The organism is Gordonia hankookensis, assembly GCF_014673215.1.
Taxonomy (GTDB): Bacteria; Actinomycetota; Actinomycetes; order Mycobacteriales; family Mycobacteriaceae; genus Gordonia; species Gordonia hankookensis.
The window spans coordinates 224,464-243,285 of the sequence record NZ_JACWMS010000003.1; the positions used below are offsets into that span (position 1 = coordinate 224,464).

Consider the following 18,822-nt stretch of genomic DNA (forward strand, 5'->3'; position numbering starts at 1 on the left):
GTCACTCGTAAACCCCCTCGACCACCCACTTCTCCGCCCGATAGCTCAGCAACAGCGCACGCGAGTCGTCGAGCAGGACCTGTGCCCGTGCGGTGATCCCCCCCGTATCCGAGTCGATGCCGGTGGGCCAGGGTCCGGCCCACCAGCGCAGTTCCCAGACGCCGCCTCGTGTCCGACCGCGACGTTCCATCCGAATCGTGGTGGGTTCGGTGGAGAAACAACCCCGGGCGGTCACCTCCACCGGGCTCCCGGTCAGGTCGAGCATCTGGATCGGGGTGTCCAGCAACACCGCTGGGGTCGGTTGCGGCAGCCGACCCGGCCACGGCGCATCGGGATTGCGCGCCGGGATCCGTTCGTCCCCGAGGGACACCATCGTGATCCGGTCTCCGGGACCACGTCCGCCACTCCGGATCGGGAGTTGCACGGCGTCACCGCCGAGCAGCCCCTGTACCCGGACCAGGGACCGACGGGCCCGCTCGTCGACCTCCGGATCCTCGGGTAACCCGTTGCCGTTCAACGAGTACTGCAGTGCTCCGGCAGCGACCACCTCGACCGGTTCGAGGCGCAGTACATCGATCGGCGAATCCGGCCGCCCCTCCGCACCGGCCCGGCCACCGGTCAGCCACCCCTCGAGCTGCCAGCGGATGCGGTCCGCGGTGGCCTCCGGGGTCAGCGGCTGGGCACATCTCCAGGTCCGGGAATGACGCTGTCCCCGTTCGGTGACCGCCTCCACGGTGAGCCGCGTGCAGGCAACCGATGCCGCAGCCAACCGTCGTGCCAGCGCATCGGCCAGCCGACGGCCGAGGAACGCCGCCGCATCGACGCGATCGATCGGCGGATCACAGCGATGCTCGATCACCAGATCGACCGGGGAGATCTGTCCCGACGGCGGTCGGCCTGGTACGGCGTTGGCCAGTCGGTGGGCGGTCATGGCATCGGCGGAGAATCGGGTCGCGACATCGCCTGCAGGCAGATCGGCAAAGGCGCCGATCGTCGAGATCCCCAGGCGACGGAGCAGATCGACCAACTCGGTCCTGGTCGGATCGCTCAGACTGTGTTCGACGGCGAGGTCGGCAACCGGCCGGCCGGCCAGATAGACGGCATCACCACCCGGCTCGACGTGAGCGCCGTGCCGTGCCGCCAACACCGCGGTGAACAGCTGGTCGGCCACCCCAACATGCGCCTCGACACCGGATACGGCCACCGCATCGATCAGTTTCTCGGCAAGTACGTCCTCGCCACCGAAATACCGGGTGGCATTGGACGAGGGCACCACCAGGAGTCCCGGACGGAGCACCTCGACGACCGGCACCAGATCTGCCACCGCCGCGACCACCGGCTCGAAGAACCTGCCGTCGCGATGATCGTCGGTGGTGACGACGGTCATCTCCGGACAGGCCGACTGCGCCTGCCGTTTACGCATCCCACGCCGCACACCCACGCTGCGCGCCGGCGCCGAGCAGGCGATCACGCGATTGGCGTGCAGCACCGCGATCGGATGCTGTGGCGGGAGGTCGTCGGCCATCGCGGCGGCCGTCGCGGGCCAGTCCGGACACCACAGCGCGAGAACACGGCCGGCGGGGGTGACCGGCGAGGTCATCGGCGCCGCCATCAGTTGGCCACCGCAAGACCCGGACGCGTCGGCGACGGCACCAGATCCACCTGCCCGGTGGCACCGAAACCTCCTGCCACCAAATCGATCTCACCGGTCTCACGTTGATGTCCCCGATCGCTGACGGACACCTGCAGAGACATCCCGCCGAGCCGTCCATACCCGGCTCGGGCCGTGGCGAGGTCGATCGAACCGGTGCCGCCGGGCAGATGCCGGTAGGCCACCACCTCCGCGTCCAGGCGGAGGTGCGCGCCTGGCCACGTCCCGCCTGCAGTGATCAATGTCGACAACTGCTTGCGGACCCGACCCATCACCACCCGTGTCCGGGATGGCGGCACCGCGACGTCGCCCAGGCCCAGCACGACCAGATCCATCCCGTCGAGCAGCACCCCCGCCACCTCGATCGGGTCGACCCCCGGATTCGGGACCGCGGCGATCCGTGACAGATCGCCGCCGAGTTCCGCGACCGCCCCGTAGTTGAGTTGGGGCAGACCCACGATCCCCACCTGGCGACCCGACCCGCTCACCGATGCGATCACCGACAACAGGATCGATCGGGCGCCGGAGATCGCGACCACACTCCCCCGGGCAAGGCCACGTCGGGGCAGCAGATCGGCCAGCGCCCCCGGCACCGGCAACACCCCGGCCGATCGGTCGGCAACCTCGACAGAGTGGTGATCGGGGCGTCCCGACATCACCGCGATCTGACGTCGGAGACGATCGAGATCGTGGCTCACCGCCCCATCTGTGACAACACCCGCAGACGTACCCATACACCCTCCTGAACTGCGACTTTCCGCAATCAGCGCGCAGGGAAGATGCATGCTGTTCGAACATGTTTTCGATTCGATTCAATCCTAGGACGGCCCACCGACAACCGTCAACGCACCCCTCAACCCCACCCCTCCCTCCCTCCCCCACACACAAGCTCCCGCAGCCGCGACGGTTCCCGTCATCCGCGACGGGAAAAAGGGGGCGCGGATGACGGGAACCGTCGCGGCTGCGGGGGGGGACTACCGGGGGTGGGTCAGAAGAGGGTGAGGGTCTGCTGCAACTCGGGCCTCGCGACCGGCTCCGCCGGCGTCGCCGATCCTCGCAGGCCCTGGGCTCCCGCCAGACCGTACTGCTGTACCAGCGGCCGCATCCGGTCGCGCAACCATGCCGAGTACTCCGGCGTGACATAGGCACCCCGCCCGTAGAGACCGCGGTACCGGCGCACCAGGGCCGGATGATGCTCGGCCAACCACTCCATGAACCACGGCTTGGTGGATCCACGCAGATGCATGGGGAACGCGGTCACCCCGGCCGCACCCGCATCGGCGAGCGCCGACAACAAGTCGTCGAGATGCGAGGTGGAATCACTCAGATACGGGATCACCGGCGCCACCATCACGTGCGGGGCGAAGCCCGCATCGGCGATCGCGCGGATCAGTTCCAGCCGCGCCCTCGGCGACGGCGTGCCCGGCTCCAGCGACTTCTGCAGCTCGGCATCGTGCATCGCCAGCGAGATCGCGATGCTCACCGGGACCTTGCGCGCGGCCTGCCGCAACAAGGGCAGGTCCCGGCGCAGCAACGTCCCCTTCGTCAGGATCGAGAACGGGGTCGCCGACTCCGCGAGTGCCGAGATCACCCCCGGCATCAGCCGATACCGCCCCTCGGCCCGCTGGTAGGGATCGGTGTTGGTCCCCAACGCGACCGTCTCCCGACTCCATGACCGGCGCCGCAGTTCCTTGCGGAGCACGGCCGCCACGTTGAGCTTGACCACGACCTGACTGTCGAAGTCCTGCCCGGCGTCGAGATCGAGGTACTCGTGCGTCGGCCGCGCGAAACAGTACCGACACGCATGGGTGCAGCCCCGAAATGTGTTGACCGTGAACCGGAACGGCAGGTTCGCGGCATCCGGAACCCGGTTGAGGGCACTCTTGGCCAGCACCTCGTGGAAGGTGACACCTTCGAATTCGGGGGTCTGCACCGAGCGCACGAGACCCGCCTTGCCCAGGCCGGGCAGCGCGCCGTCGTCGACCTCGACCCCCTGGTCGGACCACCGCATACCCAGAGTCGAACATATGTGCGATCACCCTGTCAAGCGCGGGCGCACCCGACCCCGACCGGCACGACTATCATGCAGCCTATGTCGACCACCCATGAGGGCCACCGCACGCCAGGGCCGCAGTACCTGGTGGCCGGGCGCTACCGTCTGCAGTCGCGTATCGGCGGCGGCGGTATGGGCACGGTGTGGTTGGCCCGCGACCAACTGCTGGCCCGCGACGTCGCAGTGAAGCAGGTGGTCTCCACCGAAGGCCTCAGCGACGAGACGGCCGAGAACGTCCGCAAGCGCGCAATGCGGGAGGGCCGGATCGCGGCCAGGCTATCCCATCGCAATGCGGTCGCCATGCACGACGTCGCCCTCGACAGCGGAGAACCGTGGCTGGTGATGGAGTACCTCCCCTCCCGGAGTGTCGCCCAGATACTGCACACCACAAGAACTCTGGGGCCCCAGCAGGCCGCCCAGATCGGCGCCCAGGTGGCCGACGCGATGACCGAGGCGCATGTCGCAGGCATCATCCACCGCGACATCAAACCGGGCAACATCCTGATCACGACGACCGGTCGCAACGCAGGACTGGTGAAGATCACCGACTTCGGCATCTCCCGCGTGAAGGACGACGTGAGCCTCACACAGACGGGCGTGATCACCGGTACCCCTGCATATTTCGCGCCCGAGGTCGCCCGCGGCGCCGAGCCCGGAGAAGCATCGGACGTCTACTCCCTGGGCGCGACGGTGTACACCGTCGTCGAGGGGCAGCCACCGTTCGGGGTCGACGACAACTCATTGGTGTTGCTGCACAAGGTCGCTCGTGCACAGATCAACCCGATGACAAAGGCGGGCGAACTGCGACCCGTCCTGTTGCGCATGCTCGAACCCAACCCGGCGAAGCGACCGACCATGAGCGAGTCCCGAGATCTGCTCGCGCAGGTGGCCGCAGGTCCGCGTGGGTCGGTGCATCAGGCGCTGACCAGCCCGCTCACCAAGCCCGACGGCGGGGTCCCGGTGTGGGCACAACGAGCACCCCGGCCACCACGGACCCACCCGACCGGTACGCACCTGCCGGTCGGCGGACCGTCGGCGCACGGGCGTCCCGGACCGACACTCCAGGGACCCCCACCCACCCTGTCGACCGATCCGTCGCACACGACCTTCGAGTCCACAAGCCGATACCGGCCGGACGAGCCCGGGACGAGCCCGGCCGGCAAGCCGTCGACATCGACCACAGCACTGGCGATCTCGATCCTGGCGTTCTTCGTCATCCTCGCGATCGTGGTGGTCCTACTGATCGCACTCGCCGGCTGACGATCGACACGAAACCACGCTCGATCGACGCGGTACTGCGCACGCTCGGCGCGAGTCCGGGTCAGCCGATGTGCCGGGTTGCCGCCCACCGGGTCAGCGCATTCCGGTTCGACTGCTGCGTCTTTCGCAGCACGTTCGAGGCGTGCGTCTCGACCGTCTTGATGGAGATGAACAGCTCGTCGGCGATCTCCCGGTAGGTGTAGCCGCGGGCGAGCAGTCGGAGCACCTCCAGTTCGCGCCTGGTGAGCGAGTCGAGCTCGGGGTCGAGCGGTGGCTCCGGGGCGGTGGAACGACCGGTGAAGGAGTCCAGGACGAAACCGGCGAGACGCGGACTGAAGACCGCGTCGCCGTCGGCGACCCGCCGCACGGCATCCGCGAGTTCCTTCCCGCCGATGGTCTTGGTGACGTAACCACGTGCCCCGGCACGGATCGTCGCGATGACGTCCTCGGCCGCGTCGGACACGCTGAGCGCCAAGAAGACCGGCACGCCGTCGGCCGGCATCGCATCGGTGACACCGCGTAACACCGCGACGCCACCACCGGAGGGCATGTGGACGTCGAGCAGGACGACGTCGGGACGTATCCGCAGGATTCCCTCGACCGCCTCGGCCACGGTGCCCGCCTCGCCGGCCACCAGCAGTCCCGGTTCGGATGCCAATTCGGCGCGCACACCCGACCGGAACACCGCATGGTCGTCGACGAGAAAGATCCGGCACACCGCCGTGTCGGTCATCGATGCCCTTCCTGTTCACGTGAGCGTTCCACCGTCGCAACGGTTTCCACGCCCAACTCTGCTTTGTCGGCCTTGTCCGTCCGGTCCGGGCCACCGGCCGCTCCCCGTGGCATGGTCAGACGGACATTCGTGCCGTGGTCCGGTGCCGAGTCGATCGCCACGTCACCGCCCGCACGCTCCATGCGCGCCCGGATGGATCGGGCGATGCCCTGGCGGTCGTCGTCGACGTGCTCCGGCTCGAAGCCCACACCACGATCACGGACGAACACATCGACCTGCTCGTCGGTCACCTCACCATAGACATCGACCTTGCGTTCGCCAGAGTGCTTCGCCGCGTTGATCAGTGCCTCCCGGGTGGCGGCCACCAACGCCGACCATCGACGACGCTCGGCCGCAGGCTCGTCATCCGGACGGAGGTCGCCGACGGTGATCACCTCGACCTCGATGCCGTAGTCGTCCTCCACCTCGGCGCCGACCCCCTGCAGGCTCGCCGAGAGTGATCCCGCTCGTTGCGCGGGATCACCGAAGAGCCAGCCACGCAGTTCGCGCTCCTGGCTGCGGGCGAGTCGCGCCACCTCCTCCGGCCGGCCTGCCTGTTTCTGGATCAACGCGAGTGTCTGCAGCACCGAGTCGTGCAGATGCGACGCGATCTCCTCGCGTTCGGCGTTCCGGATGCGCGCGGCGCGCTCGTCGTTGAGTGCCCGCCACATCCGCATCCACAGCGGCACCGTGAGCAGCAGGACACCGATCAGCGTCGCGAGGACGGCCAGCAGGGTGGTGGACAGACCGCCGAAGTTCTGGTTCCCGGCGAGCACTATCACGACCAGCCCGCCGATCACCAGCAGTGCGCCACCGATCAGGCGGGTCCAGGTCAGCAGCGGGGTCCTGGGCGAGGCACGTGACGTGTCGAACTCACGCCAGACCAGGCTGGCGCCGACCACGACGAAGACGAAAGGCACCAGATACGCAGCCGGGGTGCCGGATGCGGCGAAGCCGACCACCGACATCGCGACCAGGCCGACCAGCGCGAGCCCGTAGGCCTGGCGTCGCTCGCCGGGTGGCGGCGGAGCGGTGTCCTGACCCGGCGGACAGAAGAACCAGAGCAGCCCGTAGGCGAGTACTCCTGCTCCGGCGAGAGCGGCCAGCACCATGAAGACCACACGCACCCGGAACGCATCGACGCCGAGGTGGTCGGCGATACCGCCCGCGACACCGGCGATGACGCGGCCACCGTCGCGTCGCACCAGCCGCGGCGTCGGGGGTGACGCCTGCGGTGACGCGGGCACGGGCACACCACTACTCACCTCTCGATACTGGCACGTCGAGGTCACCGTGCACATCAGGGACGTTCTCAGGGTCTTCCCCCGATGTGCGGGCCCGATCGCGCCGCCAAGATGGATTTCATGGACACGAAGCAGTTCGAGGGGATGTGGGCGACGAGGCCCATCCGGCCGAACCACGATCGCACGGTGGCGGGTGTGTGTGCGGGTATCGGGGCGCGTTATCGGGTCGATCCGACGCTGGTGAAGATCGCATTCGTGGTGGCGACGTTGTTCGGCGGCAGTGGGCTCGTCCTGTACATCGCCGCATGGGTCGCGCTGCCTGCGGAGAGCCGCTCACGCGATGAACTCGGATCGATCCGGCACGCCGCTTCGGCGGCCGGTCGTCGGCCGCGGCATCTGCGGCACCGCAACCCGCCGTTCATCCTGCTCATCGTGCTCGCGATCATCGTGCTGACCTCGTTCGGCCCCAGTCGCACCTGGAGCTCGGGCGGCCTCCTCGGCGCGGCGCTGATGCTCGTCGGATGGTGGCTGCTCTATCAGCGGACTCCCGAACCACCGGCCGGCACCAGCGTCGACACTGCGCAGCCCGAGCAGATCGAAGCCGCCGCGTCGACGGATCGGTTGCAGCCGTGGATCCCCCGGGCCCTGACGGCGGACGCGTCGGCAGGCCACCCCGCGGGCACATACCCCGATCTGCCGACGGCCCAGGCGATGTCGGCGGGCACGACCACGTCTTCCGGGAGGCCTCCCTGGTCCGGGACCACCGAGGCCGCGCCGACCGACTTCCAGCAGCGCACCCCACCGGCCTGGGATCCACTGGGCACCGCGCAATTCGCCTGGGACCTCCCCGATCCCACACCCGACCGCGCCCCCATCGAACCGGCCGACCGGCGATCGCCGTTGACGCTCATCGTCGTCGGCGTCGCGGTGATCACCGCGGCCGCCGGAGCCGCACTGCATCAGGCCGGCGTCGACTGGTTCACCCCGGCGCGCATCCTGTCCCTGGCGCTGGCCGTGGTCGGCGCCGGCCTGATCTACGCGGGCTTTCGCCGCCGGACAACCGGACGACACAGCTCAGGGCTCGTGCCGATCGCGCTGGGCCTCGGCGTCGCGGTGGTGGCGACCTCGCTGGTCGGCCATCTCGACGGCTTGCCATCCGGCGGTGTCGGTGAGCGCATCTACACACCGGTCACCGAGAGCGACATCAAGGGTGAGTATTCGCTCACCATGGGGCGCATGGTCCTCGACCTCCGGGACCTGGACCTCACCGCCGATCGCACCGTCACCCTGCGCAACGGTGTGGGCGAGATCGAGGTGCAGGTGCCGAAGGACATGAACGTCCGGGCCACCTGCGACTCCGGTGTCGGTGACTACACCTGCCCCGACGGACTCTCCGGCGGCGACGACGGCACCGACGGCCCCGTCCTGAATCTCAACGCACGGACCAACATCGGACATGTGGAGGTGGCTCGATGACCTCGGAGACGACCGGGCGCGACACCAGACATCGCGCACCGGGGCTCGCGATCCTCGGAGTCGCAGCACTCCTCGTGGCGGGTTGGGGCTTCGCCGGTGGACCGGACCTGCCGTCGGCCGCGGACCTGGGATGGCTGGCGGTCGGGCTGGGCCTGGTGATCGGGTTGATCCTGATCCTGACCGGAGCGCGATCGTCACGCCGGTGACGGGGTGCGATCGCCTCCCCGGACGCGCCCTACTCCCACTCGATGGTGCCCGGCGGCTTGCTCGTGACGTCGAGCACCACACGGTTCACGTCCGGGACCTCATTGGTGATCCGCGTCGAGATCACCTCGAGGACCTCGTAGGGCACGCGCGTCCAGTCGGCTGTCATCGCGTCCTCACTCGACACCGGCCGTAGCACGATCGGATGTCCGTACGTGCGGCCGTCACCCTGCACCCCGACGGAGCGCACATCCGCGAGGAGCACCACCGGACACTGCCAGATCTGGCCGTCGAGGCCTGCCGCGGTCAGTTCCTCACGGGCGATCAGATCCGCCTTGCGCAGCATCGCGAGACGGTCGGCCGTCACCTCGCCGACGATCCGGATGGCCAGACCCGGGCCGGGGAACGGCTGACGGCCGACGATCTCCTCCGGCAGGCCGAGTTCGCGGCCGACCGCTCGGACCTCGTCCTTGAAGAGCAGCCGCAGTGGTTCCACCAGGGAGAACTCGAGATCGTCCGGCAGACCGCCCACATTGTGGTGGCTCTTGATGTTGGCGGTGCCACTGCCGCCGCCGGACTCGACGACATCCGGGTAGAGGGTGCCCTGGACCAGGTACTCGACCTTGTCGCCGTCGGACGCCCGATCGCCGAGGACATCGGTGACCGCGCCCTCGAACGACCGGATGAACTCCCGCCCGATGATCTTGCGCTTCTCCTCCGGATCGCTGACCCCGGAGAGTTCGCCCAGGAAGGTGTCGGCAGCGTCGACGGTCACCAGCTTCGCGCCGGTGGCACCGACGAAATCGTGGTGCACCTGCTCACGCTCGCCTGCTCGCAGGAGTCCGTGATCGACGAACACGCAGGTCAACCGATCTCCGATGGCCCGCTGCACGAGTGCGGCAGCGACCGCGGAGTCGACACCGCCCGACAGCCCGCAGATCGCGAGACCGTCACCGATCTGATCGGCGACCTGGTCGATGAGCTGGTCGGCGATGTTGGCGGCCGTCCAGGTCGCCTCGAGTCCGGCGACCTCGTAGAGGAATCTGGTGAGGATCTGCTGGCCATGCGGCGTGTGCAACACCTCCGGGTGGTACTGCACCCCCGCCATCCGGCGATCCACGCACTCGAACGCGGCGACCGGCGCGCCGGGCGTCGAGCCGGTGACGATGAATCCGTCCGGCGCGGCCTGTACGGCGTCGTTGTGGCTCATCCACACCGGCTGGGTCTCGGTCAGACCCTGATGCAGGACGCCTTCGCCGGTGATCGACAACGTCGTCCGCCCGAACTCACGACCGCCGGTGTTCGCCACCTCGCCGCCGAGCGCCCTTGCCATGGCCTGGAACCCGTAGCAGATGCCGAACACGGGGACCCCGAGATCGAACACCCCCGGATCGAGTGCCGGCGCGTCGTCGGCGTAGACCGAAGCGGGGCCGCCCGAGAAGATGAGCGCGACGGGATTGCGCGCCTTGAGCTCCTCCAGCGGCGCGTCGTGGGCGATCACCTCGGAGTAGATCCGCGCCTCGCGGACCCGCCGGGCGATCAGCTGCGCATACTGCGCACCGAAGTCGAGCACCAGCACCGGCCGGGGACCGTCGGAGAATGTGTCTGCAGAGGTGTCTGTCACCCCATCGAGTCTAATGGCACCCACCACCGCACCCGGCAGCCGTGCGCACACCCCGACCCGCCATAATGTCGGAATGTCCCAGACCACCGACACGCCCTCGTCGTCGCGGCGATTCTCGCTGTCGGTGACCGACCTGACGCAGGCGGCCGTCTTCGCGGCCCTGATCGCGGCGCTGGGTCTTCCCGGCACCATCACCATCGGCTCGGCCGGGGTGCCGATCACCCTGCAGTCGCTGGGCGTGATGCTCGCCGGCGCGATCATCGGCCCGCGCAAGGGGACGTTGGCGGTGATCATCTTCGACGTGCTCGCCATCGCCGGACTGCCGATCCTGGCGGGCGGACGCAGCGGGCTCGTGGCACTGGCCTCCCCCACCGCCGGCTTCTTCGTCGGATTCCTCCCGGGCGTGATCGCCATCGGCGTGGGGACGGCGCTGATGATGCCCCGCTACCGGGTCCTCTGGGGCATCGTGATCAACATCGTCGGCGGCATGGTCGTGGTCTACGCCTGCGGTATCATCGGCCTCCTGCTACGCACCGACCTCTCGTTGTGGGCGGCGATCTCCACCAACGGCACCTACATCCCCGGCGACATCGCGAAGGCGGTCATCACCGCCCTCGTCGCGGCACAGGTCCACCGCGCCTACCCGGGGTTGATCACACCGCTGCGGCTGCGCCGCGCACGGTGACCGGGTCCCGATGATGGTCGAGTTCGCGTGGTGATCGGGTCCTGCCGATGATCGAGTTCCGGGCCGTCGGCCACTCCTTCGGTGATCGCGTCGTGCTGGCCGACATCGATCTCGAACTGTCCGAACGACGGATCGGCATCATCGGTGCCAACGGCAGCGGCAAGTCCACCCTGGCGCGGATGATCAATGCGCTCGTCGTTCCCGACCGAGGCTCGGTGCACGTCAACGGAATCGACGCCGCGCGCCACAAACGTCAGGTCCGACGCGAGGTCGGTTTCATCTTCAGCGATCCGGACCGCCAGATCATCATGCCGACCGTCTCGGAGGACATCGAACTGTCCCTGACCCGGATCGAACGGGACAAGGCGCAACGCTCGGCACGGGCGGGCGCGGTGCTGGCACAGTTCGGGCTGGCCGACCATGCCGACCATCCGGCGCACCTGCTGTCGGGCGGGCAGAAGCAACTCCTCGCACTCGCGTCGGTCCTGGTGACCGGTCCGGCGGTGTTGGTCGCCGACGAACCGACCACCCTTCTCGATCTCCGCAACAGCTCGATGTTGCGCGACGTGTTCTCGACCCTCGACGAGCAACTGATCGTGCTCACCCACGACCTCGATCTGCTGTCCGATTATGACCGGGTCATCGTGCTCGACGAGGGACGGGTCGTGGCCGACGACGAGCCGGCGGCCGCGGTCGCCGCATACCGCGCGTTGATGTCATGACCGCGCTCGGCGTCTACCGTCCGGGACGGTCACCGCTGCACCGCCTTCCGACCGGTCTCAAGCTGCTCGGGCTGGCGGCGGGCATCCTCGCCATCAGTCTCACGGTCCGCACCCTGCCGGCGGTCGGCATGCTCGCGGTCGGCGTCGCGGTGGTCTTCGCGATGGGCGGTATCGGCCCGCGGGAGGCATGGCGACAGATGCGCCCGGTGACCTGGGTACTGGCCTTCGTGTTCGTGTTCCAGGTGGTGTTCACCGATTGGCAGCGCGCCGTGCTGGTCTGCGCGGTACTCGCCGCCTCGGTCGCACTGGCCGCGGCCGTCACACTCACCACCCGGACATCGGCCATCCTCGACGCCATCGTCGCCGGGTTGAGTCCACTGCTGCGCATCGGCGTACGCACCGATCACATCGCCCTCGCACTGGCGCTGGCGATCCGGTCGATCCCGTTGATGGTGGAGGTCGTCGGCCAGGTCGACGAGGCCCGACAGGCCCGCGGATTACGTCCGGGCGCAAGGATTCTGGTCGCGCCGGTGGTCATCGCGGCGCTGCGCACGGCTGATGGATTCGCCGACACCCTCATCGCCCGCGGGCTGGACTGATTCCGGCCCGTCGGTCTCAGGAGTGCAGCGACAGCCCGACCTTCTGGAACTCCTTCAGGTCGCTGTAACCGGCTTTGGCCATCGACCGCCGCAGCGCACCCACGAGGTTCAGCTCGCCGAACGGATCCTGGGACGGCCCGGTCAGCACACACTCCAGGCTTGGTCGATCGTCGTCGGTCGCGACCTGCAGCAGGGCACCGCGCGGTGTGTCCGGATGCGCGGCCGCCGACGGCCAGTACCAGCCAAGGCCCGGCGATTCGGCGGCAGCCGCGAGCGGGGTGCCGAGGACGGCCGCATCGGCGCCACACGCGATCGCCTTGGCGAGATCCCCTGAGCCGTGGATGTCACCGTCGGCGATGACGTGCACATACCGTCCGCCGGTCTCGTCGAGGTACTCACGTCGCGCAGCGGCCGCATCGGCGATCGCCGTGGCCATCGGGACGCCGATACCCAGGACCTCCCCGGTCGTGGTCGCGCCCGCGGCGGAGCCGTATCCGACGATCACGCCCGCGGCCCCGGTCCGCATCAGATGCAGGGCCGTCCGGTGATCGTGCACGCCGCCGGCGATCACCGGGATGTCGAGCTCGGCGATGAAGGTCTTGAGGTTCAACGGTTCTCGGGCGGCGCCGTCGGAATCCACCTGTGCGACATGCTCGGCCGAGATGATCGTGCCGTGCACGACCAGGATCTCGACGCCGGCCTCCAGCAGCGCGGGCGTCAGCTCCGGTGCGTGCTGCGGACTCACCCGGACCGCGGTGGTGACGCCGGCGTCGCGCACGGTGGACACCGCCTCACGCAGCAGCCCGGTGTCCAACGGCGCCGAATGCAGTTGCTGCAGATGACGAATCGCCGCCAATGGATCGGGATTCTCGGTGGCCACGGCGATGAGCTCGGCGATCTTCGCATCGACGTCGCGGTGCCTGGCCCACAGCCCCTCGCCGTTGATCACACCGAGCGCACCGAGTTTGCCGAGTTCGACCGCCACCGCGGGCGACACCAGCGCATCGGTCGGGTGACTGAGGATCGGGGACTCGAAACGGTAGGCATCGATCTGCCACGCGGTGGAGACATCCTTCGACGACCTGGTCCGACGGGACGGGACGATACTGATGTCATCGAGTTCGAACGTGCGGCGGGCCGTTCGGCCCATACCGATGTCCACGAGATCACGCACCGTTGCGCCTTTCTGCTACGCGAACCGATCGCCGGTCGATCCGATCGGACCGATCCGCCGACATCTTACGAGCTTCAGCGAGAATAGTAGTTGGGCGCCTCAGTGGTGAGGGTGATGTCGTGTGGATGCGACTCCTTGAGCCCGGCCGAGGTGATCTGCACGAACTGGGCGTGCTGGAGATCGGCGATCGACGACGCCCCGGTGTATCCCATGGCGGCGCGGAGACCGCCGACGAGCTGATGGATCACCTGGGTGAGCGGTCCGCGGAACGGCACCCGCCCCTCGATGCCCTCCGGGACGAGTTTCTCCTCGTTGAGGACGTCATCCTGGAAGTAGCGGTCCTTGGAGAACGACTTGGCCTGTCCGCGCCCCTGCATCGCCCCGAGCGAGCCCATGCCGCGGTAGCTCTTGAACTGCTTGCCGTTCACGAGGATCAGCTCACCGGGTGCCTCGGCCGTCCCGGCCAGCAACGAACCAAGCATCGCGGTCGATGCGCCGGCGGCCAACGCCTTGGCGATGTCGCCGGAGTACTGCAGCCCACCGTCGGCGATGACCGGCACGTCGTGCTCCTTGCACACGGCCACGGCCTCCAGGATCGCCGTGATCTGTGGGGCGCCGACACCGGCGACCACCCGGGTGGTGCAGATGGAGCCGGGCCCCACGCCGACCTTCACGGCATCGGCACCGGCCTCCACGAGAGCGAGGGCGGCCTCGCGGGTCGCGACGTTGCCGCCGACGACCTGCACCCGGTCGCCCACTTCGGCCTTGAGCTTCGAGACCATGTCGAGCACCAGCCGATTGTGGGCGTGCGCGGTGTCGACGATGATCACGTCTGCGCCCGCGTCGGCCAGCGCCATCGCACGGTCCCATTGCGGGTCTCCGGTGCCCACCGCCGCGCCGACCAGCAGTCGGCCGTCGGCGTCCTTGGTCGCCAGCGGGTGCTGCTCGGTCTTGACGAAGTCCTTGACGGTGATGAGCCCGGTGAGTTTCCCGTTGCCGTCGACGATCGGCAGCTTCTCGATCTTGTTCCGGCGCAGCAGGCCCAGGGCCGCCTCGGCCGACACGCCCTCCTGTGCGGTGATCAGCGGCGCCTTCGTCATGACCTCGGAGACCGGACGCGACAGGTCGACCTCGAACCGCATGTCGCGGTTGGTGATGATGCCGATGAGCTCGCCGACCTCGTCCACCACGGGAAGACCGGAGATCCGGTACCGGGCGCACATGGCGTCGACCTCGGCCAAGGTGTCGGTCGGAGAACAGGTGACCGGATCGGTGACCATGCCGGCCTCGGAACGTTTGACCGTCTCGACCTGACCGGCCTGGTCCTCGATAGACAGGTTGCGGTGCAGCACGCCCATGCCACCTGCGCGGGCCATCGCGATGGCCATTCTCGCCTCGGTGACGGTGTCCATCGCCGAACTCACCAGGGGCACCTTGAGGGTGATGTTCTTGGTGACCCGCGACGACGTGTCCGCGTCACTGGGGATGACATCGGAGGCCGCGGGAAGCAACAGGACGTCGTCGAAGGTGAGGCCGAGCATCGCGACCTTGTCGGGGTCGTCTCCTCCGGTGCGAACGTGCGTCATCTGTCCATCGTATCGGCAGTGCCGCAGTGGTGAGGGTCACCCCGCGCGGTTCGTTCCACACGCCGGGAGACTGTGGAGTCCTCACCCCACCCTGACCGTTTCATCGGTTACCGTGGTTGTGTGCGTGACCACCTACCACCCGGCCTCCCGCCAGACCCGTTCGCAGATGACCCCAGCGATCCGGCCTCGGCGCTCGACTCGGTGGAGCCCGGCATCCCGCTCGATGAGAACGAGCGGATGGCGGTCGAGGAGGATCTGGCCGACCTCGCGGTCTATGAGGCACTGCTGGCCCAGCGGGGGATCCGCGGACTCGTCGTGGTGTGCGACGACTGCCACGAGGACCACTATCACGACTGGGACATGCTGCGCGCCAACCTGCTGCAGCTACTGATCGACGGAACCGTCCGGCCGCATGAGCCGGCGGTGGACCCGCGACCTGACGCCTATGTGACCTGGGATTACTGCCGTGGCTACGCGGATGCGCACAGTCACGCCGACGACGAACGCTGAGCGAGACCCAACGCTGGGCCAGACCGAAGGCTGAACCGGACCGAGCCGTTGAGCCGTCCTACGACGACGGCGATGTCGTGGTCGGGAAATCCGACGCCGTCCCGCCTGCCCCGTCATCCCGTTCGACCGGTGACGATGTGGCGGTGGTGGTCGGGGTGGTGTCCCGGACATCGGGTGGCGTCGATGGTTCCGGGTTCCCCGGACTCTGGTGGCCACCATCGCTGGTGGGCACATCGGAGGTCACGGGCGGAGGCGGTGCCGGCTTCGTGACGGTGATCGACGACGACCCGTCGTCGATGCGCGAACGGCGCAGGTCACGAGGCGGAGTCGTCGGCCCACCGGCCCCTTCGCCCGGTCGCCGACTCTGCGAGACCGAGATCGACGACGAGGTGGACGACGCTCCCGACGTCGCGGTCTGTGCGCGGAGCCGCTCGATCCAGTCCTTCATGCGGTTGAGGGTCTCGTTGTCGCGCACGGGCCCGAGGTCCTTCTGCGCTTTCGCGATCAGCTCGGCCGCCTGTTGGGGATCACCGGCGGCCATCGCGGCCTCGGCCTTCTCCAGGTTCGACTGCACATCCATCGATGCCTGCGTCTGGCTTGCCGCCTCGGAGAACACCACCCGCTTGACCCCCCACAGCGGGTCGCCGGGCGAGGATCCCTCGGCGAGGACGGTCAGGCCGGCGCCTGCGATCACCACGATCGCGGCTGCACCGGACGCGACACGGAGGTGGCGGATGACGCCGCGGCCGCGACGCGCTCGCTCGGTGGCGGCGATCGCCGTCTCGACCTCATCGACGGTCGGCAGCTCCGGGAGCGGCGCGGTGAGCGTCTCGTGCCGCCAGCCCGACAGCAGTTCCGCAAGTTGGTACTCGGTGTCGTCGTGGGTGGGCACAGGAAGGTCCTGCGACAGCGCGTCGATGAACTCGTCGTCGACATGCACCGACGTCATGTCGATGGGCTGGGTCAGATCCCACCCCGGCTCGGCAGGATCATGCTTGTCGTTCATCGACCTCACCTGCCTTCCTCAATTGGTCTTTCAACTTCGCCAGCGCGCGATGCTGGGCCACGCGCACCGCGCCTGCGGTGCTGCCGATGGCATCGGCGGTCTCCTCGGCCGACAGCCCGACCACGAGTCGGAGGACCAGCACCTCACGCTGCTTCTCCGGGAGGATCGTCAACAGTGCACGCATCCGGCGACTCGCATCGGCGTCGAGAGCCGACTGTTCGGGTCCGCCCGTGAACGACATCGCCTCGGGCAAGGTCTCCACCGGATCGGCCTTGACCCGGCCTGCCACGCGCATGGCATCGGCCACCTTGTGTGCAGCGATCCCGTAGACGAACGCCATGAACGGCCTGCCCTGGTCCTTGTACCGGGGCAGCGCTGTCATCACCGCCATCAACGCCTCCTGCGCGATATCGTCGGCGGAGAACAGATGGCGTTCTCCGACTCCAATTCGCCCTCGGCAGTAGCGCAGGATCGGGTCCTGCACACTTTCGAGAACTGACGTGAGCGCCGCGCGATCGCCGTGCCCCGCGGCACGGACAGCCTCGTCGAGCTCAACACCCGTCAGTTTCATCGTCAGTTGAGATCCCCGTGTTACATGTGTCGTGGTGTTGCCGGTCCGCCATTTCCCCCACGTCACCTTAGCGATCCGACCCGACGCTCGACGCACCCACTGCCATCACGCGTTGTCGAATGGCACCCCTCGAGAGATGAGTTCGGATCGGGTGCGCGCGAGTTCCTCCGTGACCTGCTCATCTCGCGGGTCGAGACCGTTCCGCAACGCCAGCGAAGCCCACTGCAACGGCGTCAGGCCCGCGTCGGCTGCGCGCCTGGTGACGTCGCTCGCGAGCTCCGCGGCGTGACGCGAGTCACCTGCGGTCGCCGCGGCGGCGGCGGCGATGAGGATCGTCTTCACCCGGTGGCGCTCCGGGGTGCCGCCGAGTTCTGCCAACCGACAACCCGCCTCGGCGTGTCCGACCGCTTTCGCCGCGTCGCCGCCGTACATGGCCAACTCGGCCGAGACCCACTCGATGCGGAGCCGGGGACGACGACCGGCGAGCCAACCGCCGTCGTCGGGGTCGGCGTGGTCGCGGGCACGGTCCAGCAGGCGCGCAGCGTGCGGCAGACGGAGTCGGCCGAGATGATCAGCGGCGAGCCCGACCAGCGCGTCCAACAGGGCGGCCTGTCGCCACTGGCCCTCGTCGGCCATTCGCCGTCGAGGCGCGCCGGGTGAGGCCACGCCCACCAACAGCAGTGCGCGTCCGTCGTACGTCGCAGCATGCCGGTGATGGCCTGCCTGCCGCAGCAGCGAAGCCCTGGTCGAGGAGGCCAGCGACGAGAGCACATCGTCACCGTGTTCCCGTCCCACGCGGTCCACACCGTCGAGCAACGCGAACGCGGCTGCGGTGTGACCTATACCTCCCCGGTGCACCGCACGGCCCCACAACGCATACCCATCCGTACGTTTGCCCATATCAGACCCTGTTTTCTCGCGATCATGTCAACGCCGAATGGAATGCAACCGGTTCCAGTTTGCATGAATTTAACCTGCCGTCACAAACATTAATTCCGCCCCCAGATCACGCAGGAATATTCTGCACATTTCTTCCGTGTTACGCGGAGCCCGTCACGGAACCTTCCTGAAACGAGCTGGGAGGGCTGCCGAAACGTTCCTCCGCGCAAGGGAATTCGCAGTTCAGACAGGCCAAACGGACCCGCAGAAGGGGTCCGGACCACCCGGTGGCACGTATATGCTAGTCCGGTCCGTTTCCACAACACAGAGTTAACATTTCCCGAAGTTTCACCATCATTGAGCAGGCATTTGGCGGGATTGACTCCATTTCTTTTGCTTGCCTACTGTGTGGATGCACTGATGAATACGAGTGCCACTCGCAGACAAGGAGTCGCTGTCATGCCTCAGCCAAATCTTCTTCCCGGCCCGAACGCCGACATCTGGGACTGGCAAATGAAGGGTCTCTGCCGCGGAGTGGAATCCTCGATGTTCTTTCACCCCGACGGTGAGCGCGGCCGTGCGCGCGCCCAGCGGGAGCGTCGTGCCAAGGAGATGTGCCACCAGTGTCCGGTGATCGCCCAATGCCGTGAACATGCCCTCGCGGTCGCCGAGCCGTACGGCATCTGGGGAGGGCTCTCCGAATCCGAACGCAGCATGCTGATGAAGCGCGGTGTCGGACGCCGGATGGCCGGCTAGCCGACGCGCGGACCTTCGCAACGCCCTCGGGGGCATCGATCCGGTTGGAT

19 protein-coding genes are annotated in these 18,822 nt (G+C 68.1%); 8 read left to right on the forward strand and 11 right to left on the reverse strand.

The annotated features are described in order from the left end of the window. Position 1 precedes the first annotated feature (1 nt). From IDF66_RS15490 to IDF66_RS15500, 3 genes are all read right to left on the reverse strand, one after another. The gene (locus IDF66_RS15490; protein ID WP_223309703.1) at positions 2–1,600 is read right to left on the reverse strand and encodes a DNA polymerase Y family protein; all 1,599 of its coding nucleotides are present in this window, start codon (positions 1,598–1,600) and stop codon (positions 2–4) included. Between the two features lie 11 nt (positions 1,601–1,611). Next, positions 1,612–2,385 (reverse strand): hypothetical protein, encoded by a 774-nt coding sequence (locus IDF66_RS15495; protein ID WP_190267646.1) that lies wholly within the window; start codon positions 2,383–2,385, stop codon positions 1,612–1,614. A gap of 254 nt (positions 2,386–2,639) precedes the next feature. After that, positions 2,640–3,662 (reverse strand): Rv2578c family radical SAM protein, encoded by a 1,023-nt coding sequence (locus IDF66_RS15500; protein ID WP_164307042.1) that lies wholly within the window; start codon positions 3,660–3,662, stop codon positions 2,640–2,642. Between the two features lie 81 nt (positions 3,663–3,743). Here IDF66_RS15500 and IDF66_RS15505 point away from each other — a divergent pair, with 81 nt between their 5' ends. Next, positions 3,744–4,964: a serine/threonine-protein kinase gene (locus tag IDF66_RS15505; RefSeq protein WP_190267647.1), complete on the forward strand. Its 1,221-nt coding sequence runs from the start codon at positions 3,744–3,746 to the stop codon at positions 4,962–4,964. Positions 4,965–5,025: 61 nt separating this feature from the next. Here IDF66_RS15505 and IDF66_RS15510 read toward each other — a convergent pair whose 3' ends face one another. Together IDF66_RS15510 and IDF66_RS15515 are read right to left on the reverse strand one after the other, a co-directional pair. Further along, entirely contained in the window at positions 5,026–5,697 is a 672-nt protein-coding gene (locus IDF66_RS15510) for a LuxR C-terminal-related transcriptional regulator (protein WP_190267648.1), read from the reverse strand. Then, entirely contained in the window at positions 5,694–6,989 is a 1,296-nt protein-coding gene (locus IDF66_RS15515) for a PspC domain-containing protein (protein ID WP_190268027.1), read from the reverse strand. The genes IDF66_RS15510 and IDF66_RS15515 overlap by 4 nt, the downstream gene beginning before the upstream one ends. Before the next feature lie 111 nt (positions 6,990–7,100). On the opposite strand from IDF66_RS15515, the gene IDF66_RS15520 reads away from it, so the two are divergent. Together IDF66_RS15520 and IDF66_RS15525 are read left to right on the forward strand one after the other, a co-directional pair. Further along, entirely contained in the window at positions 7,101–8,456 is a 1,356-nt protein-coding gene (locus IDF66_RS15520; RefSeq protein WP_317628722.1) for a PspC domain-containing protein, read from the forward strand. Continuing rightward, complete coding sequence (locus IDF66_RS15525) at positions 8,453–8,662, forward strand: hypothetical protein (protein WP_164307039.1); 210 nt, start codon at positions 8,453–8,455, stop codon at positions 8,660–8,662. Before IDF66_RS15520 ends, IDF66_RS15525 begins: the two co-directional genes overlap by 4 nt. A 29-nt stretch (positions 8,663–8,691) precedes the next feature. Here the strand turns inward: IDF66_RS15525 and guaA are convergent, their stop codons facing one another. Continuing rightward, positions 8,692–10,284, reverse strand: coding sequence for a glutamine-hydrolyzing GMP synthase (gene guaA, locus IDF66_RS15530; RefSeq protein WP_190267649.1), 1,593 nt, complete (start codon positions 10,282–10,284; stop codon positions 8,692–8,694). A gap of 73 nt (positions 10,285–10,357) precedes the next feature. On the opposite strand from guaA, the gene IDF66_RS15535 reads away from it, so the two are divergent. Genes IDF66_RS15535 through IDF66_RS15545 form a run of 3 tightly spaced genes read left to right on the forward strand, consistent with a single transcriptional unit; the run spans position 10,358 to position 12,290 of the window. Next, on the forward strand, positions 10,358–10,969 hold the full coding sequence (locus tag IDF66_RS15535) for a biotin transporter BioY (RefSeq protein ID WP_164307037.1): 612 nt from the start codon (positions 10,358–10,360) through the stop codon (positions 10,967–10,969). Between the two features lie 47 nt (positions 10,970–11,016). Continuing rightward, positions 11,017–11,691 (forward strand): energy-coupling factor ABC transporter ATP-binding protein, encoded by a 675-nt coding sequence (locus IDF66_RS15540; protein ID WP_164307036.1) that lies wholly within the window; start codon positions 11,017–11,019, stop codon positions 11,689–11,691. Further along, positions 11,688–12,290 (forward strand): energy-coupling factor transporter transmembrane component T family protein, encoded by a 603-nt coding sequence (locus tag IDF66_RS15545; RefSeq protein WP_190267650.1) that lies wholly within the window; start codon positions 11,688–11,690, stop codon positions 12,288–12,290. Before IDF66_RS15540 ends, IDF66_RS15545 begins: the two co-directional genes overlap by 4 nt. Before the next feature lie 16 nt (positions 12,291–12,306). Here the strand turns inward: IDF66_RS15545 and IDF66_RS15550 are convergent, their stop codons facing one another. Next, positions 12,307–13,464 carry a GuaB3 family IMP dehydrogenase-related protein gene (locus tag IDF66_RS15550; RefSeq protein WP_164307034.1) on the reverse strand — a complete coding sequence of 386 codons (1,158 nt, stop codon included), beginning with the start codon at positions 13,462–13,464 and terminating at the stop codon, positions 12,307–12,309. A 74-nt stretch (positions 13,465–13,538) separates the two neighbouring features. Beyond that, on the reverse strand, positions 13,539–15,050 hold the full coding sequence (gene guaB, locus IDF66_RS15555) for an IMP dehydrogenase (protein ID WP_164307033.1): 1,512 nt from the start codon (positions 15,048–15,050) through the stop codon (positions 13,539–13,541). Between the two features lie 120 nt (positions 15,051–15,170). Between guaB and IDF66_RS15560 the strand changes: the two genes are divergently transcribed. Beyond that, positions 15,171–15,560: a DUF5319 domain-containing protein gene (locus IDF66_RS15560; RefSeq protein ID WP_164307032.1), complete on the forward strand. Its 390-nt coding sequence runs from the start codon at positions 15,171–15,173 to the stop codon at positions 15,558–15,560. 58 nt (positions 15,561–15,618) lie between these two features. Here the strand turns inward: IDF66_RS15560 and IDF66_RS15565 are convergent, their stop codons facing one another. The 3 genes from IDF66_RS15565 to IDF66_RS15575 all read right to left on the reverse strand — a co-directional run bounded on the left by IDF66_RS15565 (position 15,619) and on the right by IDF66_RS15575 (position 18,037). Then, positions 15,619–16,566: an anti-sigma-D factor RsdA gene (locus IDF66_RS15565; protein WP_164307031.1), complete on the reverse strand. Its 948-nt coding sequence runs from the start codon at positions 16,564–16,566 to the stop codon at positions 15,619–15,621. Further along, complete coding sequence (gene shbA, locus IDF66_RS15570) at positions 16,550–17,137, reverse strand: RNA polymerase sigma factor ShbA (RefSeq protein WP_190267651.1); 588 nt, start codon at positions 17,135–17,137, stop codon at positions 16,550–16,552. The genes IDF66_RS15565 and shbA overlap by 17 nt, the downstream gene beginning before the upstream one ends. A gap of 105 nt (positions 17,138–17,242) precedes the next feature. After that, positions 17,243–18,037 (reverse strand): hypothetical protein, encoded by a 795-nt coding sequence (locus tag IDF66_RS15575; protein ID WP_190267652.1) that lies wholly within the window; start codon positions 18,035–18,037, stop codon positions 17,243–17,245. A 438-nt stretch (positions 18,038–18,475) separates the two neighbouring features. On the opposite strand from IDF66_RS15575, the gene IDF66_RS15580 reads away from it, so the two are divergent. Beyond that, positions 18,476–18,772 carry a WhiB family transcriptional regulator gene (locus IDF66_RS15580; RefSeq protein WP_164307028.1) on the forward strand — a complete coding sequence of 99 codons (297 nt, stop codon included), beginning with the start codon at positions 18,476–18,478 and terminating at the stop codon, positions 18,770–18,772. The last annotated feature ends 50 nt before the right edge of the window (positions 18,773–18,822 follow it).

Coding starts and splice junctions, on each gene's coding strand:
- IDF66_RS15490 (WP_223309703.1), bottom strand. CDS start 1,600: ATGACCTCGCCGGTCACCCCCGCCGGCCGTGTTCTCGCGCTGTGGTGT.
- IDF66_RS15495 (WP_190267646.1), bottom strand. CDS start 2,385: ATGGGTACGTCTGCGGGTGTTGTCACAGATGGGGCGGTGAGCCACGAT.
- IDF66_RS15500 (WP_164307042.1), bottom strand. CDS start 3,662: ATGCGGTGGTCCGACCAGGGGGTCGAGGTCGACGACGGCGCGCTGCCC.
- IDF66_RS15505 (WP_190267647.1), top strand. CDS start 3,744: ATGTCGACCACCCATGAGGGCCACCGCACGCCAGGGCCGCAGTACCTG.
- IDF66_RS15510 (WP_190267648.1), bottom strand. CDS start 5,697: ATGACCGACACGGCGGTGTGCCGGATCTTTCTCGTCGACGACCATGCG.
- IDF66_RS15520 (WP_317628722.1), top strand. CDS start 7,101: ATGGACACGAAGCAGTTCGAGGGGATGTGGGCGACGAGGCCCATCCGG.
- IDF66_RS15525 (WP_164307039.1), top strand. CDS start 8,453: ATGACCTCGGAGACGACCGGGCGCGACACCAGACATCGCGCACCGGGG.
- IDF66_RS15535 (WP_164307037.1), top strand. CDS start 10,358: ATGTCCCAGACCACCGACACGCCCTCGTCGTCGCGGCGATTCTCGCTG.
- IDF66_RS15540 (WP_164307036.1), top strand. CDS start 11,017: ATGATCGAGTTCCGGGCCGTCGGCCACTCCTTCGGTGATCGCGTCGTG.
- IDF66_RS15545 (WP_190267650.1), top strand. CDS start 11,688: ATGACCGCGCTCGGCGTCTACCGTCCGGGACGGTCACCGCTGCACCGC.
- guaB (WP_164307033.1), bottom strand. CDS start 15,050: ATGACGCACGTTCGCACCGGAGGAGACGACCCCGACAAGGTCGCGATG.
- IDF66_RS15565 (WP_164307031.1), bottom strand. CDS start 16,566: ATGAACGACAAGCATGATCCTGCCGAGCCGGGGTGGGATCTGACCCAG.
- shbA (WP_190267651.1), bottom strand. CDS start 17,137: ATGAAACTGACGGGTGTTGAGCTCGACGAGGCTGTCCGTGCCGCGGGG.
- IDF66_RS15575 (WP_190267652.1), bottom strand. CDS start 18,037: ATGGGCAAACGTACGGATGGGTATGCGTTGTGGGGCCGTGCGGTGCAC.
- IDF66_RS15580 (WP_164307028.1), top strand. CDS start 18,476: ATGCCTCAGCCAAATCTTCTTCCCGGCCCGAACGCCGACATCTGGGAC.